Origin of the sequence: Pseudoalteromonas sp. NFXS39, from assembly GCF_040148775.1 — a bacterium.
Lineage (GTDB): Bacteria > Pseudomonadota > Gammaproteobacteria > Enterobacterales > Alteromonadaceae > Pseudoalteromonas > Pseudoalteromonas apostichopi.
Window position 1 is genome coordinate 320,765 of record NZ_JAGDEC010000001.1, and the last position, 14,333, is coordinate 335,097.

12 protein-coding genes are annotated in these 14,333 nt (G+C 41.2%); 4 read left to right on the forward strand and 8 right to left on the reverse strand.

Annotated features, from left to right (window positions below; translation table 11 throughout):
* The first annotated feature begins 56 nt into the window (after positions 1–56).
* Positions 57–1,793, forward strand: a complete 1,737-nt coding sequence (locus J3455_RS01400) for a hypothetical protein (RefSeq protein ID WP_349560837.1) — start codon at positions 57–59, stop codon at positions 1,791–1,793.
* Positions 1,794–1,819: 26 nt separating this feature from the next.
* Here J3455_RS01400 and J3455_RS01405 read toward each other — a convergent pair whose 3' ends face one another.
* From J3455_RS01405 to J3455_RS01415, 3 genes are all read right to left on the reverse strand, one after another.
* Positions 1,820–2,344: an RNA methyltransferase gene (locus J3455_RS01405; RefSeq protein WP_256853854.1), complete on the reverse strand. Its 525-nt coding sequence runs from the start codon at positions 2,342–2,344 to the stop codon at positions 1,820–1,822.
* Positions 2,344–2,841 carry a YcgN family cysteine cluster protein gene (locus tag J3455_RS01410; RefSeq protein WP_054552059.1) on the reverse strand — a complete coding sequence of 166 codons (498 nt, stop codon included), beginning with the start codon at positions 2,839–2,841 and terminating at the stop codon, positions 2,344–2,346. The genes J3455_RS01405 and J3455_RS01410 overlap by 1 nt, the downstream gene beginning before the upstream one ends.
* A 70-nt stretch (positions 2,842–2,911) precedes the next feature.
* Complete coding sequence (locus tag J3455_RS01415) at positions 2,912–4,735, reverse strand: DUF885 domain-containing protein (protein WP_256853855.1); 1,824 nt, start codon at positions 4,733–4,735, stop codon at positions 2,912–2,914.
* Positions 4,736–4,882: 147 nt separating this feature from the next.
* Between J3455_RS01415 and J3455_RS01420 the strand changes: the two genes are divergently transcribed.
* Both J3455_RS01420 and J3455_RS01425 read left to right on the forward strand, forming a co-directional pair.
* The gene (locus J3455_RS01420) at positions 4,883–6,151 is read left to right on the forward strand and encodes a Xaa-Pro dipeptidase (protein WP_349560838.1); all 1,269 of its coding nucleotides are present in this window, start codon (positions 4,883–4,885) and stop codon (positions 6,149–6,151) included.
* A 196-nt stretch (positions 6,152–6,347) separates the two neighbouring features.
* Positions 6,348–8,759: a TonB-dependent receptor gene (locus tag J3455_RS01425; RefSeq protein ID WP_349560840.1), complete on the forward strand. Its 2,412-nt coding sequence runs from the start codon at positions 6,348–6,350 to the stop codon at positions 8,757–8,759.
* Between the two features lie 209 nt (positions 8,760–8,968).
* Here the strand turns inward: J3455_RS01425 and J3455_RS01430 are convergent, their stop codons facing one another.
* The 5 genes from J3455_RS01430 to adhP form a co-directional block, all read right to left on the reverse strand.
* Positions 8,969–9,382: a hypothetical protein gene (locus J3455_RS01430; protein ID WP_348709037.1), complete on the reverse strand. Its 414-nt coding sequence runs from the start codon at positions 9,380–9,382 to the stop codon at positions 8,969–8,971.
* 122 nt (positions 9,383–9,504) lie between these two features.
* Positions 9,505–9,726 (reverse strand): hypothetical protein, encoded by a 222-nt coding sequence (locus tag J3455_RS01435; protein ID WP_349560841.1) that lies wholly within the window; start codon positions 9,724–9,726, stop codon positions 9,505–9,507.
* A gap of 119 nt (positions 9,727–9,845) precedes the next feature.
* Complete coding sequence (locus tag J3455_RS01440; protein ID WP_349560842.1) at positions 9,846–10,586, reverse strand: abortive infection system antitoxin AbiGi family protein; 741 nt, start codon at positions 10,584–10,586, stop codon at positions 9,846–9,848.
* A 524-nt stretch (positions 10,587–11,110) separates the two neighbouring features.
* Positions 11,111–12,058, reverse strand: a complete 948-nt coding sequence (locus J3455_RS01445) for an HNH endonuclease (protein WP_349560843.1) — start codon at positions 12,056–12,058, stop codon at positions 11,111–11,113.
* Positions 12,059–12,429: 371 nt separating this feature from the next.
* The gene (gene adhP, locus J3455_RS01450) at positions 12,430–13,440 is read right to left on the reverse strand and encodes an alcohol dehydrogenase AdhP (RefSeq protein WP_209327998.1); all 1,011 of its coding nucleotides are present in this window, start codon (positions 13,438–13,440) and stop codon (positions 12,430–12,432) included.
* A gap of 250 nt (positions 13,441–13,690) precedes the next feature.
* Here adhP and J3455_RS01455 point away from each other — a divergent pair, with 250 nt between their 5' ends.
* The gene (locus tag J3455_RS01455) at positions 13,691–14,248 is read left to right on the forward strand and encodes a GbsR/MarR family transcriptional regulator (protein WP_055021667.1); all 558 of its coding nucleotides are present in this window, start codon (positions 13,691–13,693) and stop codon (positions 14,246–14,248) included.
* The last annotated feature ends 85 nt before the right edge of the window (positions 14,249–14,333 follow it).

Sequence of the window (14,333 nt, forward strand, 5' to 3'; positions counted from 1 at the left end):
GTGCTTAAATTTCATGGTATGTTTTTCAACTAATTAAAGAAAAAGGAATTCATCCTATGAATAATAAGCTTCTAGCTGGGGGCGCGATTGCCATTGTTGCAGGTGCGTTGTTGTACTCACAAAACAAAGCCAGTGTTGATGTAGATTTACCTGAGCTTGCTTATGTACCAGCAGATACGGCGGTTTTTTATGGTCAACTTAAGCCGTTTCCGTACAGCAAGTATTTTGCGCTTATGCCAGATGCAATGAAAGGTACTAGCGATTTAACGCCCGTTATTGCTGAGCTTAAAACAGTTGATGATAAGAATGCCCTATTCCTTGCATCACTGATGGAAAAATACCAGCAATCACTGAGCTCTTACGATGCCTTTAAATCGATTTGGGGCTTTGGTGACGACTACAAAGGGATGATGTATGCGCAAGGTTTAATGCCTATTGTGCGCTTTCAGGTCGCAGATCAAAGCAGTATTATCAATAGTATTAAACAAGCTGCTGATGAAGCAGGTATTGCTTATACAACAGAAAGCCTTGAAGGCGTTAGCTACACGCGCTTTGCCATTGAACTTGAAGGGCTAGATAACTTCAACCTAATAGCATCAGCTCACAACAATTGGGCTACCTTAACGCTGACTACCTCGCTTTCTAACGATCAAGACTTACGTATTGCCCTTGGCGTAGAAAAACCAGCTCAATCACTGGCTGAGACTAAAAAACTACCTGAGCTTATTAAAACTTTCTCGCTTGATGGTAACTCGGTTGGCTTTGTCGATCATCAACGCATCGCCAATGCTGTAACAGGCAAAGAAGACTCTCGTTTACACCAGATGCTAAAAGAGCTTCTTGATAAAGCGCAGCAATCAAATGCCTTAGCAGCGATTTCAACACCACAGTGTCAAGATGATATTGCAGCTATTGCCGCTAAATGGCCCGCGACAGTATCAGGCACAACAAAAACACGTATTACAGCCGACTACGCCGACTTTGACGTAAAAGCAGTGCTGCAAAGCACTGATCAAGACTTACTTAAAACTCTACAAGCCGTGCGGGGTTTTGTACCAAAACACACCACACAGCTTGATGGCCAAATGATGAGCCTTGCTTATGGTATTGATGTAGCAAAAGTACTGCCACTGGCCAATACGCTAACCGGTGCAATTAAATCAGCTGAGTTTAACTGTGGCCCGATTGTCGCACTACAAAATGAAATGCAAGATGTGAGTACTGCTGGGCTTGCTATGCTGTCGGGTTTTGCAAATGGCGTACAAGGCATGAGTGTAAGCGTTCAAGATGCTGCATTTACCATTGATGACTACAACGGCCCACAAATTGATAAGCTTGATGCCATCGTTACTCTATCTGCAACCGATGCCCATGGCCTTTATTCTATTGCGCAAGGTTTTGTACCGCCACTTGCTAACATTAAACTGCCAGCCAATGGTGATGCTGTGTTGATCAATGAATACATTCCATCGCCAGTGCCACTTAACTTTGATATTAAAATGGCGCTGAAAGGCAATCATATTGTGGTTTTCACGGGCGATAAATCAGCACAAATTGCCGAGACTTTAGAGTCGCAAAGTGTCACTAAAAATGGCTTTGTGAACATGGCATTCGACGTGCAAAAAATCCTATTACCTTTGCTTGATACGATTGCTGCAACGGGTCAATTATCTGATGAAGAAATGGCTGAGCTTGATACGCTACGCGACCAACCTGTCGGTGTTTATTTTGCCACAGACATTACCGACAACGGTATTGGCCTTGAAAGTAACGTACAAATTACTAAAAAGTAGTTTTGAGTTTGAATCTAAAAAGAGTGTTATTTAGCGCTCTTTTTTTGTTGCCATTTAAGTGAGTTGTTGGTGTCTCGACTATTGCAAATGGTGTCGTTTGAACTCTCGATACCACCGAGCTTTGCAAGTCGGTCGTACAGCACAACATTGCAGGTTGCGGCTAGGTTCATACAGCCTATGGTTGGCACATACACTACTTCATCACACCATTTCAGCACGTCTTTACTAACCGAGCCATCTTCAGGGCCAAACACATAAAATGCGTTTTCAGGGTGCTTAAATTCAGGCAGCGGCGTTGCACCTTCAACAAGCTCAATCACCACCGTTGTGGCACCTTCAGGGGTTGCTTGTTCAAGGCTTTCAACTTGCGTTAGTGGAATATGCTCAAGCACATTTTTAGTATCGGTGTGATACTTATTAGCGCGTAAATAGCGGCTACCAGTAAAAAATACCTGCTTGGCATTGTAACAACCCGCGGCACGTAGCACCCCACCCACATTAGTTGGGCTTTTTGGATTTAACAGGCCAATGCTGGCTTTAAGGGCGCTCATTAATCAATGTCTCTAGTTGGCCACTCGGCCACGTAAAGGTCAAAGTCATCTAGGTCAACATCACAGTCTTTAACTGTTTTGTCACGCACCGAAATACCCAACTCATGCATCATGTCTTTACTGCCACCGTTCAGTAGCGGGTGCCAAGAAGCAAGACCTCGGCCTTCGTAAAGGCGGCGGTAGCTACAGCTTTGCGGCATAAAAAAGATGTCTTTGAGGTTTTCTTTAGTGAGTTTTACACATGAAGGCACCAAGGTTTGACGATTCGCATATTCGCTGCAACCACAGGTGTCGTTGTCTAGGTATTGGCAAACGATATTAGTGAAGATGAGTTCTTCACCCTCGCGAAGTTGATCCGTTGCGGTAAATTCATCTTCGTCTTCGCTGTCGATAAATGTGTTTAAACAACATTTACCACAGCCATCACAAATGGCTTCCCATTCGGGTTGTGACATTTGCTCAAGCGAGCGCTTAAGCCAAAATTGATCTTCTAACATGGTATTACTCAAAGCCCCTAAACAGCGCGCATTCTAGCGTAAAGCCAGCATGCGCGCAAAGTTTAGCGTGTTACTTTTGCTCGTTAACCCAGCGCTTAATTTTCTCTTCAAGAATTGGCATAGGTAATGCGCCATCAATCAGAACTTGCGTATGGAAAGCTTTAATGTCGAACTTATCACCAAGCTCTTTGCTCGCGTAGTCACGTAGTTCTTGAATTTTGAACTGACCTAACTTATACGATAGCGCTTGGCCCGGCCATGCAATATAACGCTCAACTTCGGCGATAATGTCACTTTCGGCCATTGATGAGTTTGCCAACATGTAATCAATACCTTGTTGACGTGTCCAACCTTTCGCATGGAAACCAGTATCAAGCACTAAGCGCATTGCACGTAATTGCTCATCTGATAAACGGCCGTACCACATGTAAGGGTCAGTGAATAAGCCAAGCTCTTTACCTAAGCTTTCTGCATACAATGCCCAACCTTCTGCAAATACCGTGTAACCACCGAATTTACGGAACAGCGGTAATCCTTCAATTTCTTGTTGCAAGGCAATTTGAAAGTGGTGACCCGGCGCTGCTTCGTGAATAGACAGTGTTTCAAGTAAAAACTTAGGCTGTGCTTTTAAGTTAAAGGTATTGATATAAAAAATACCTGGGCGTGAACCATCTGGTGCTGGCGACTGGTAAGATGCACCCGCAGCAGATTCAGCGCGGAAATCTTCAACTGCTTTTACAACGTATGGCGCTTTTGGCGCAATATCGAACATTTGCGGCAGCTTAGCATCAATTTTTTCTTTTACTGCTTCGTACGCAGCAATTAACTCTTCTGGCGTATCGTAGTAAAACTCATCTGAGGTTCTTAGGTGTTCAAAAAACGCTTTTAAATCGCCTTCGAAACCGACAGTCTCTTTGACTTTTTTCATCTCAGATAAAATACGCGATACTTCGCTTAAGCCAATGTCATGAATTTCATCGGCGTTTAAGCTCAGCGTTGTATGCTGTTTAATTTGATACTCATACCATGCTTTACCATTTGGTAGGTCGCTGTAACCAATGCTTTCACGGGCATTTGGAATATATTCATTAGCTAAAAAGTCAGCCATTTTTTGATACGCCGGCACTAAACGCTCGCTGATCATCGCAGAGTATGCGCTTGTTAGCTGTGCTTTTTGTTCGTCGCTGAAAGACTCAGGTAACTGAGCAATTGGCCCCCAGAATAATGACTCTTCTGGTTTTTCTACAATATGAGTTTGAAATTGTGGTAATAGTTTTTCAGCAAGCGGCTTAGGAAGAACGACTTTGTCTTTCATGCCTTGGCGCATTGATTGCTCAACACTGTCTAACCAAGCGATGAAACCATCAGCACGTTTTTCAAATGCTTGATAATCTTCAACGGTGTTAAAAGGCTGTGCACTTTGCCCAGAACCTAATGCAGCAAAGGTATTATGCGCCCCACCCATTTGGTTAATTGGCATTAAGTAACTTGGAAACTGAGCGCCTTCAATCGCAAGGTCTAAATCGCGGGCTAGGATTTCGTAGCTCAATAATGACTGACCCGTTAATTGCGCTTTGTCGATATTTGCTAGTTTGTTTTTGTATTCTTTAACAAAGTTAAGCTGCTCGTCGCGGTTTGCTTTACTAATAGGTGCAATAAATTGGTCGTTATATTCGCTACGGCCAATGTAAGTACCACCAATTGGATTAAACTTTAGGCCTGCTTCAAAGTAGTCTGCTAGTAATGTATCAAGTTGCTCTGTGGCTGACGTTGCGCTTGGTGCTTGTTTGCTCACCGAAGTGGTTGGTTTTTCGTTTGTTGGCGTTGATTCATTACAACCAAGTAATGCAAACATCACTGCCGAACTAAGTAGTGTTAGTTTTACGTTTTTCATTCTTTCCCTGCCCTTATATTAAGTACGCGTAAATTATGAGGGTTTAGTTCCCTATTTAGCAAGTATAGCCGTAACTTATCGCAGTTTATTTACACTTTGCAGGCTGATTGCTAGAGTGGCGACTCGACTTACCAATTTTGAATAAAAATGAAAAAGACAGTTCTTGCGATTAGCCTAGGCCTTACTTGCCTAACCTCTTTAAATACCTATGCAACAACCTACTTATCGGCAAAAGCCATGGTAGATGTAAATTCAGGTAAACTGATTAAATCACCACTCATTAGTATAGATAATGGTCAAATTACAGCTGTACAAAGCAATAAACAGCCGAATTTAAAAGACGGCGATAAGCATGTTCAATTACCAGAGCTGACTTTGGTGCCAGGTTTAATGGATATGCATGTGCATTTAACAAGCGATCCTACCGTGCCGCGCAGTGAGCGAATTGGTCAATCGATTCCGCGTAAAGCAATCAAAGCGGCGCACTTTGCCGAAAAAACACTGTATGCAGGTTTTACAACGCTGCGTAACTTAGGCGCAGAAGGCTACAGCGTTATTGCAGTTCGCGATGGCATTAACGCAGGCGACATTGTTGGCCCACGTATTTGGGCTGCAGGCCCGTCGTTAGGTGTTACTGGCGGTCACTGCGATAACAACCGTTTGCCACCAGAAATGAAATACACCGCCGAGGGCGTTGCTGATGGTCCATGGGCCGTGCGCGCTAAAGTACGTGAAAACATTAAGTACGGTGCTAATGCCATTAAGTTTTGTGCAACAGGCGGCGTTTTTTCAAAAGGCACAAAAGTCGGTATTCAACAATATAGCCAAGACGAAATGAGCGCCATTGTTGACGAGGCTCATTTACGTGGCCTTACTGTAGCAGCCCATGCGCATGGTACCAGTGGTATTAAAGCGGCCATTGTTGCCGGTGTAGACAGTGTTGAACACGTTAGTTTTGTTGATGACGAAGCCATTAAACTTGCTAAAAAGCACGGTACTTGGTTCTCAATGGATATTTACAACACTGAGTACACCCTAGCCTTTGGTGAACAAAATGGGGTTGCAGAAGAAAACCTCAACAAAGAACGCCAAGTATCTAAAAAGCAACGCGATAGCTTTAGCCGTGCAGTAAAAGCAGGTGTGAACATGGTATTTGGTACCGATGCGGCGATTTACCCACATGGCGATAACGCGAAGCAGTTTTCGCGTATGGTTGAATTTGGTATGACACCACTGCAAGCATTGCAATCTGCCACTATCAACACCGCTAAACTGCTTAAAGCTGATGATCAACTTGGGCAAATAAAAAGCGGTTTCTTAGCCGATATTATTGCCGTTAAAGGCAACCCGCTTGAAAACATTGCAGTACTTGAAGATGTGCAATTTGTTATGAAAGACGGCAAAGTTTTTAAATGAGCTAACATGCTGGCTTTGCATGAGTGAAGTCAGCAACCCTCACTTGTATCTATATCGTAAACAAAATTACCAACCATAAAACCAATTGTTAACAATTTATATATAAATTAAGAAATTACCTAAAACAGCCAAATAAAACTTGAAATGAAAATAACTCGCATTATCATTGCCGAAAAACTTCGACTAATTACCTATAATGACGACACACAAATATTCAATTTTAGCCCTAGCCTGCTTAAGCGCATTCAATGCAACCGCCAACGATTTAGACTCAGTTGAACGTATTACCGTTTACGATAAACAAAACCGTGTAGTACTTGAATCTGGCCTTGCCACTAAATCAAATATGACCCTAATGGAAACGCCAGCGCCAGTTGTGGTTGTTGATCAAGAGCTTATCAACTCGCAAGGCGCAACAAACTTACAAGACTTAGTGCGTAACATTAGTGGTGTAACCCAAGCCGGTAATAACTACGGTATTGGCGATAACTTAGTGATCCGCGGTTTAGGTGCTAACTATACTTACGATGGCATGTACGGCGGTGCAGGCCTAGGTAACACCTTTAACCCTACACGCTCAATGACCAATGTTGAATCTGTAGAAGTACTTAAAGGCCCAGCAACAGGCTTATATGGTATGGGTAGCGCAGGTGGGGTTATCAATCTGATTGAAAAGAAACCACAATTTACTGAACAGCACACCGTTAATGCTGAGCTTGGTCAATGGGATAGCTACTCATTAGGCTTTGATAGTACAGCAGCATTAACCGAAAACCTTGCTTATCGCGTTAACGCAAAAACAGCTCGCAGCGATGGCTACCGCGACTTAAAAGACGACCGTGATGAAATTTATGGCGCGTTAAAATACGTATTAAGCGACAAACAAGACATCATGATTTCTGCCGCTTATATCAAAGATGCCATTGCCGTTGATTCAATTGGCCACCCTATTCGTATTTTTAACAGCGACTCAGTAAATGGTAAAACCGCAGGTGAAGTAACCGCTGCTGATTTAATTAACGACGCAACGGCAAAAGGCCTGCAACTAACCGATCAGCAACGCCAGCAATTAGCAGATTCACTGGCAGCCAATGATGGCTTAACACCTTACACCTTTGGCCATAACGGTATTATCTCGCCAATGGCGAATGATAACGAAGGCGAAGAGCTTCGCTTTAAGTTAACCCATAACTACTTCATTACTGATAATTTATTTTTAAATCAGCAACTACAATACCGTAATTACGAATCAAGCTTTGCCCGCCAAACGGGTGCTTATAACTACGTTTATTGGAACCGTAATGGCGTGATCAATGCCGACCCGCGCGCTCCATTAGTAGTTGATGACGTACTATACCCATTTGCCGCGCGCCGCCAAGAATACCGCCAAGTAGAAGCTGACGAAAAATCATGGCAATACTTTGCTGACTTGCGTTATGACTTTAGCTTTGCTGGTATTGATAACGAACTACTTGTAAACGCCAACTACGAAGACCGCGATATTCGTTTTAAACAATACTCAATTTACGATGCCGACAAGGTCATTAAAAACAAAGATGGAGAGGTTATTTACCAAGGTCAATTACCTTACATTTTTGATATTCGTAACCCGAACTGGGGCGAAGGCAGCTTTTATGATTACGACCCGCTAAAAACCAGCGATTACAACAAAAAGGTTCAAGCTTGGGGTGTAGGTATTCAACATGTTGCTTATATACACGATACCTTCACAACCCGAGTAGGTGTTGCGTTTAACCGTATTAAACAAAGCTACGAACACTTTGGTGTAGATGCGCGCTACCGCGCTAGTGCCGCCGAGCCAACACCAGAAGCAGATACATCAGACAGCGGTATGACCTACAACCTAGGTGCAACTTACAAACTTAACGATGATATTTCGTTCTTTGTAAACCACTCTAAAGGCCGCACAGCCTACAGCGTGCTTGGTAGTGTGTCGGGTAACGAAGCTGACCGCGATGACGCAGAGTCAGTCAGTAACGACATTGGTATGCGTGTAAAAGCCTTTCACGATCAACTACTAGCATCACTTGTGGTATTTGATAGTGCCCGTACAAACCTTGAGTATGCCAACCCAGATTACGAAGCCGGTGTATCTGATTCATCAGTACCAAAAAGCTTCTACGATGGTGAAGAGCAAACCAAAGGTGTAGAGCTTGATTTAAATGCCGATTTAAACGAGCAGTGGAAACTTAACGTAAACGCGGTGTATCAAGACGCCCGCGATAAGAAAAACCCTAACTCATCATCTTTCGATACTCGCCAAAAAGGTGTGCCTTATGTAACAGCAAGCAGCTGGTTAAGCTATGACGCTAAATGGTTTGATTTAGCCGAGCCACTGACAATTAGCGCAGGCGTGCAATATGTTGATGACCGCAGCACAAACTCAACCTCGTTTGGTATTCCAGATGGCTACGTACCGAGCTACACGGTATACGACGCCGCAATTCAATATAAAACAGATGACTGGAAACTACAGTTAAACCTAAATAACTTGTTTAACAAAACCTATTACTCAAAAGCAATGTTCTTAGGCGGTATGCCAGGAGAAGAGCGTAATGCTAAATTAACCTTTAGCTACACACTTTAATTGTGAATAAAGAGTAGAAAGCGCGGCTTAAGTAAGCCGTGCTTTTTTATTTGTTTAGTGCGAGATTTTGATTAGTAACTTGTTTTTGGACAAAAACACGTTAGAGTATTTAATCAGTAACGCCCCACTAAGGTGCGAGTAGCAGTTGGCTAAAATGTGTAGCGAAGCGAAACCGAGCCAACTGTTACAAGTCACACTTTAGTGGCTTGTTATAAATCACTTAACTCCGAAAGCATAAACTCTTTATTTGATAAACAAAAGGTAAGTTCACCGTTTGGACCAATTGGTGGTTGATATGAAACTGTAACCTTTATTTTGTCTAAGTTAGCCTTAGGTGCACATAATTGACTGAGTGAATAACCTTTAGCCGTAAAATCACCTAAATCAGAAGCGTCGACATACATCGAAGGAATTGAAACTTCACCTTTAGCATCAAGAGTGTATGTAACTGCACTTAATTCAAGAGTATTCAATTTGCTGGGGATATAAACATAGAGGTCGTTGCAGCTAACATTTGGTTCTAAGCTCACTTTTATAAAAGGCTTAAACTCGCCATCACCATTACAAGCAAATGCGCCTGTAGAAAAAATTATCGAGATGAGTCCAAATATTTTAATTTTCACAAAACCTTCCGTGATTTATAACGTCTCGTTAAGAGGCAAAAAATTGTTGGCTAAAATTAGCGACGAAGGAGCAAAAGCCAACTGTTTTTTGTCCTTTTGAACGACTTGTTATATGCAAACACCTAAACCATGCTTACCATATACTCTAAATATGTATCAATGTTATTGCCAGCGCTTGTATGAGCTTTACTAAAGTGTCTTTCAAAAAAAGGATAGAACTGAGCCTTATCGTTGCCTTTTAGAAGGTAGTTAGAGAGTAAAGTCTCGGATACAGATTTTGCTTTATCGTAATTCACATTAAATTGCGACATCAGAGTTTGGGTAATAGTTTCGATATTAGACATGATATTTCCTTTTGCATATAACGCCCGATTAACGGGTAAAAATTTGTGGACTAAAATTGAGCGAAGCGAATAGCCCGCAAGTTTTTTGTCCCTGTTGAATTGCTTGTTAGCATGACTTGTTACAAATCACTGGATATACTTTCTAGCGACACAACCCTAGACATCAAGATTTTTAGTTCAACTCCTGAATAATTATCAAGCTTGGTTTGAATAAAGTTAATAATTTCAGGTATATCACTATCACTCTTTACAAAGATATATTTAATATCTGTTGGAGATATTTTTAGAGAGGATAATTCCTTTGTCTTATTATTATACTGCTCAAGTACTGTTGCATTATCATAAGACTGTTTATCCAACCAAGGTTTTACATCAGTTTGTTGGGGGACAAAGCGCCATTCACTTTCTTGGTAAAACTCTTTATCCACAGGAGCTCCAGAAAGTAACATTTTCCCTTCTAGTGGCTTTAAAAAGGAGAGCAATTGGTTTAAATCGTTTCCTGAGCCTTCATAATATCCATTTTGACCATTATTATAATCTACGTTTTTAAATAAGTTGTTAACTGAAGAGCAATACGTACTATTTTTTGCTACATATGACAATGGATTTAAATTATTAGCCAATGCCCATTTTTTAGTCACTCCTATCCCAAATTCACCATAAAAATCTACATGTTCGCCAATTCTAGATAGCGGAATATCGCAAAAACACACCATTGGAAAAGCTATATAATCATATTCAAAAATATACCAACTTAAATCCTCTAAGCAGTACCTAGGCCAAAAGCCATCAAGCAAAATATTTTTAACAAACTCGATATTTTTTGTGAAGTGAAATAATGTGTGTGATTTAGGTTTCATATTCTCTCGTCATGCTAACAATTTTATAGGGCGCCCGTCGCGCATCTATTAATAAATCTATTTTTAACAAATAACGTAATGCATTGCCAACTATAATATTTTTATTGACACTAAAGGTATTCAGAAAAAGAAAATGCGCTAGTCGCTCATTTTTTTGAATATGGGAGCACAACAACAAAACTGTATATTAATACTGTTATTTATGTCATCACCAACATAAAAGTTAGTGCAATATCAGATTATGGAGTAGAGCCAATATCATTAGGTGAATCACTGTATCTGATAGCTCAAAGGTGACCTTTAGAGTAATTACGTTAACTCATTTTGGGGCAAAACGAGTTATATATATAACCCGACTCTGGACAAAAACAATTTAGAGCCGACGGACGGCTCTGTGCCATCAACGGCTATTCGGTTACCAAACATCAATAATTCTTACCTTGTGAAAACAGCTGCTCGGTAACGCCTCAATAACCGGCGGCTGAAAGGCGCGTAGTTGATTGACTTGTTAGCTTTCGATTGCATCATAGCTCAACCTCGTTTGGATCTAGCTCTATCGCTTCATCGAAGCTGAAACTCATAGGGAGAACCTTTTCTTTAGTGACTACATGGCTTGTAAGATCTTCAACATCAAATACAACATCCCCATAAGGCCAACCAAACTCAAATGGTAATGGGAAACGAGTAAAAGTTATTTTTTGTTGCTTTAGCACAACATCAACATCTGAAGGAACAATGATTTGGTATGCCACATTACCAAAGCAAATCAATAATACACAATGTTGAGATGCTATAGATCCACATTTTCTGCGCAATACTAGAACAGTCAGAATGTTGTTTGGTTTGGGACCAGGGATGAAAGTTTTAAGAACAATTAACGGTTTGCAAAGGCTTTTTTCATGATTCTCGTCCATGATCCACGCAAGGGAATTCCTGAATAGTTCAAGTTCTTTGTTATCAATGACAGACAAAGCAATTTTTACAAGACACTTATATACAGCTGCTGGGATGTATGGTTCAAGGTGAAATTTCGTTCGTATTTCTTTGTTTTCTATATCTAAAGAAGCAAAGTCACTATCTTGGGGATCAATAATTCTTGCGCCATTGGATGGATCAAATTCATATCTAGATTTTTTATCTTTTGATCTATAGGTAGGAACCTTTTTCTTTCCCTTTATCTGAGCAGCTAACCGAAATGGCTTTGTGTATTTATCGAGGCTGTTTTCTAAATTGTTTGAAACAAAAGTATTACACTGATCACATTCGTTTTTTAAGATTAATTGCTTGTTTCCAAGAAATTCTGGAACCGCATGCGCTACTGTTCTGAAAGTCACTTCTGGTTCTGTTTTTTTACAAAATCTACATATTTTGCTGTCATCAACAATGTGTATCTTCTCACCTTTTCCTAGATGATATTCAGCAATTTTGTCGTAGTTATCTTCAAAATATTTCAGTCTTTCTTCCGGTGACACTTAACTCTCCTTAGTAACATGTTTATAGCGAGCTAATCGCGCGTTTTTCTACCACAGCGTAGCTCGTTTTTCTTATTAGATTATTTCTAACAAACTTGTTAACTAATTACCAGTGTTATTAAAATTCAGGAGTTCTCGCTTTTAGCTCAGGATAAAAACGAGCGATAGTGTCGCTTCCTGACTATGCATGCAATATACTTTGCCGAAATAGAAAAGCAATTATGAACGACCGAAGTTCGCTCTTTTGAGAAATTCGCCTAAACACGTATTAAGGTAATAACTAGTTACAGTCACTGCTTTTTAGCATATGAAAAACTGTCAGATTCAATTGAGCCGCTCAACCAAACCTGACAGCATTAACTGACTTAAGTTTAAAGCGTCATTACGATTCGGCCTGTGATATCACCTTTTAGCATGTCGTCAAAAATATCATTGATATCTTCGAGGCGTTTTTCTTCAATAATGGCTTTAACTTTACCTTTGGCTGCAAAGTCGAGGCATTCTTGTAAGTCTTTACGCGTACCAACGATAGAGCCTACAACAGACACACCATTTAACACGGTATCGAAAATTGGCAGTGGCATATCTTCGGGTGGTAAACCTACAAGTACGCACTTACCGCCACGGCGTACGCTTTTATAGGCTTGCTCAAAACCGGGTTTTGAAACAGCAGTACACACAACACCATGTGCCCCACCCACTTGCTCAAAAATGGTTTCTGAAGGCACTTGCTTCATAAAATCTATGGTGATGTCTGCGCCAAGCTCTTTGGCCAGTGCCAATTTGCTCTCGCCGGTATCAACGGCAATTACATTAAAGCCCATTGCTTTTGCGTATTGCACCGCTAAATGGCCTAGGCCGCCAACACCGACAATTGCCACCCAATCACCCGCTTTGGCATCGGTCACTTTAAGCGCTTTATAAGTTGTAACCCCCGCACAAAATAGTGGTGCGGCTTCTGCAAAACCTAATCCTTCAGGAATTTTAACCACGTAATCACCATGGGCAACACAGTATTCGGCGTAACCACCATCGACTGAATAACCTGTGTTGTGCTGATCAAGGCATAATGTTTCTTTGCCTTCTAAACAAAATTCGCAATGACCGCAGGCGCTATATAACCAAGGAACACCGACACGGTCGCCTACTGATAAGTGTTTAATGTTTGCACCTACTTTTTCGATAGTACCTACCCCTTCATGGCCCGGTACTAATGGCATTTTTGGTTTGACGGGCCAATCTCCATGACAAGCATGTAAATCTGTGTGGCACACTCCACACGCGGCAATTTTAACTAGCACATCGTTAATTCCCACCTCTGGGCATGGGATATCTTCGATTGTTAATTTACCCTTGTACTCTTTATTTACTGCAGCTTTCATAACGTTCCTCCATGGTATTATTGGATTTCAGCCTATACGATAAACTTATTAACTGTCACTATTATTGATCCACATCAAATAGCTAATTACTGCGGCATTTAATTAAACTACACTTTAAATTCAATAACTTAAATTTTAAATATGGCATATCTACACTTTAGTAGCAGAAGATTGCATAGTGGCTATTTCTTTTAGTTATACCCCGAGCGTGCTAGCATTTAATTTCTGAAATTTTTGAATACTAAAAATTATGAGCCTATCTGAAAAAAACTTAGCTTTTGTTATGCACTGCGGTGAAATGGGTAGCCGTTGGGGCTTTAACCGCACCATTGGTCAAATGTGTGGATTATTAACCATTACTAAAGAGCCAATGACGGCAAATGAAATTGCCGATACCTTAAGTATCTCGCGCGGAAACGTTAGTATGGGCATTAAAGAGCTACAGTCTTGGCGCTTAATTAAAGTGCATCATATTCCGGGTGACCGTAAAGAATACTACGGCCCTGCTGGCAGCATTTGGGATATGGCCAACCGCGTATTCGAAGAGCGTAAAAAGCGCGAGATAGACCCAACCCTAAGCCTGCTTCGCGATAACATTTTAGAAGAAGCCCACACTGATGATGAGCGCTTTGCTCAACAGCAAATGCAAGAAATTCACGATCTACTTGAAACCGTTACTAAGTGGTCAGCAGAGCTACAGCGCTTAAGCCCTGAACAGCTTCAAAGCCTAATGAAACTAGGTTCTGGCATTGGTAAGGTACTTGATTTTAAAGATAAGATTTTGAAAAAGCCGGGGAAAGGGGAATAAGTTAGCGAGTTGCTAGGGGCGAGAGTAAAGTTTGTAGGAGGCGTTTTAACGCCGAATATTTAAAGATTCACGGCTGAAGCCGTTC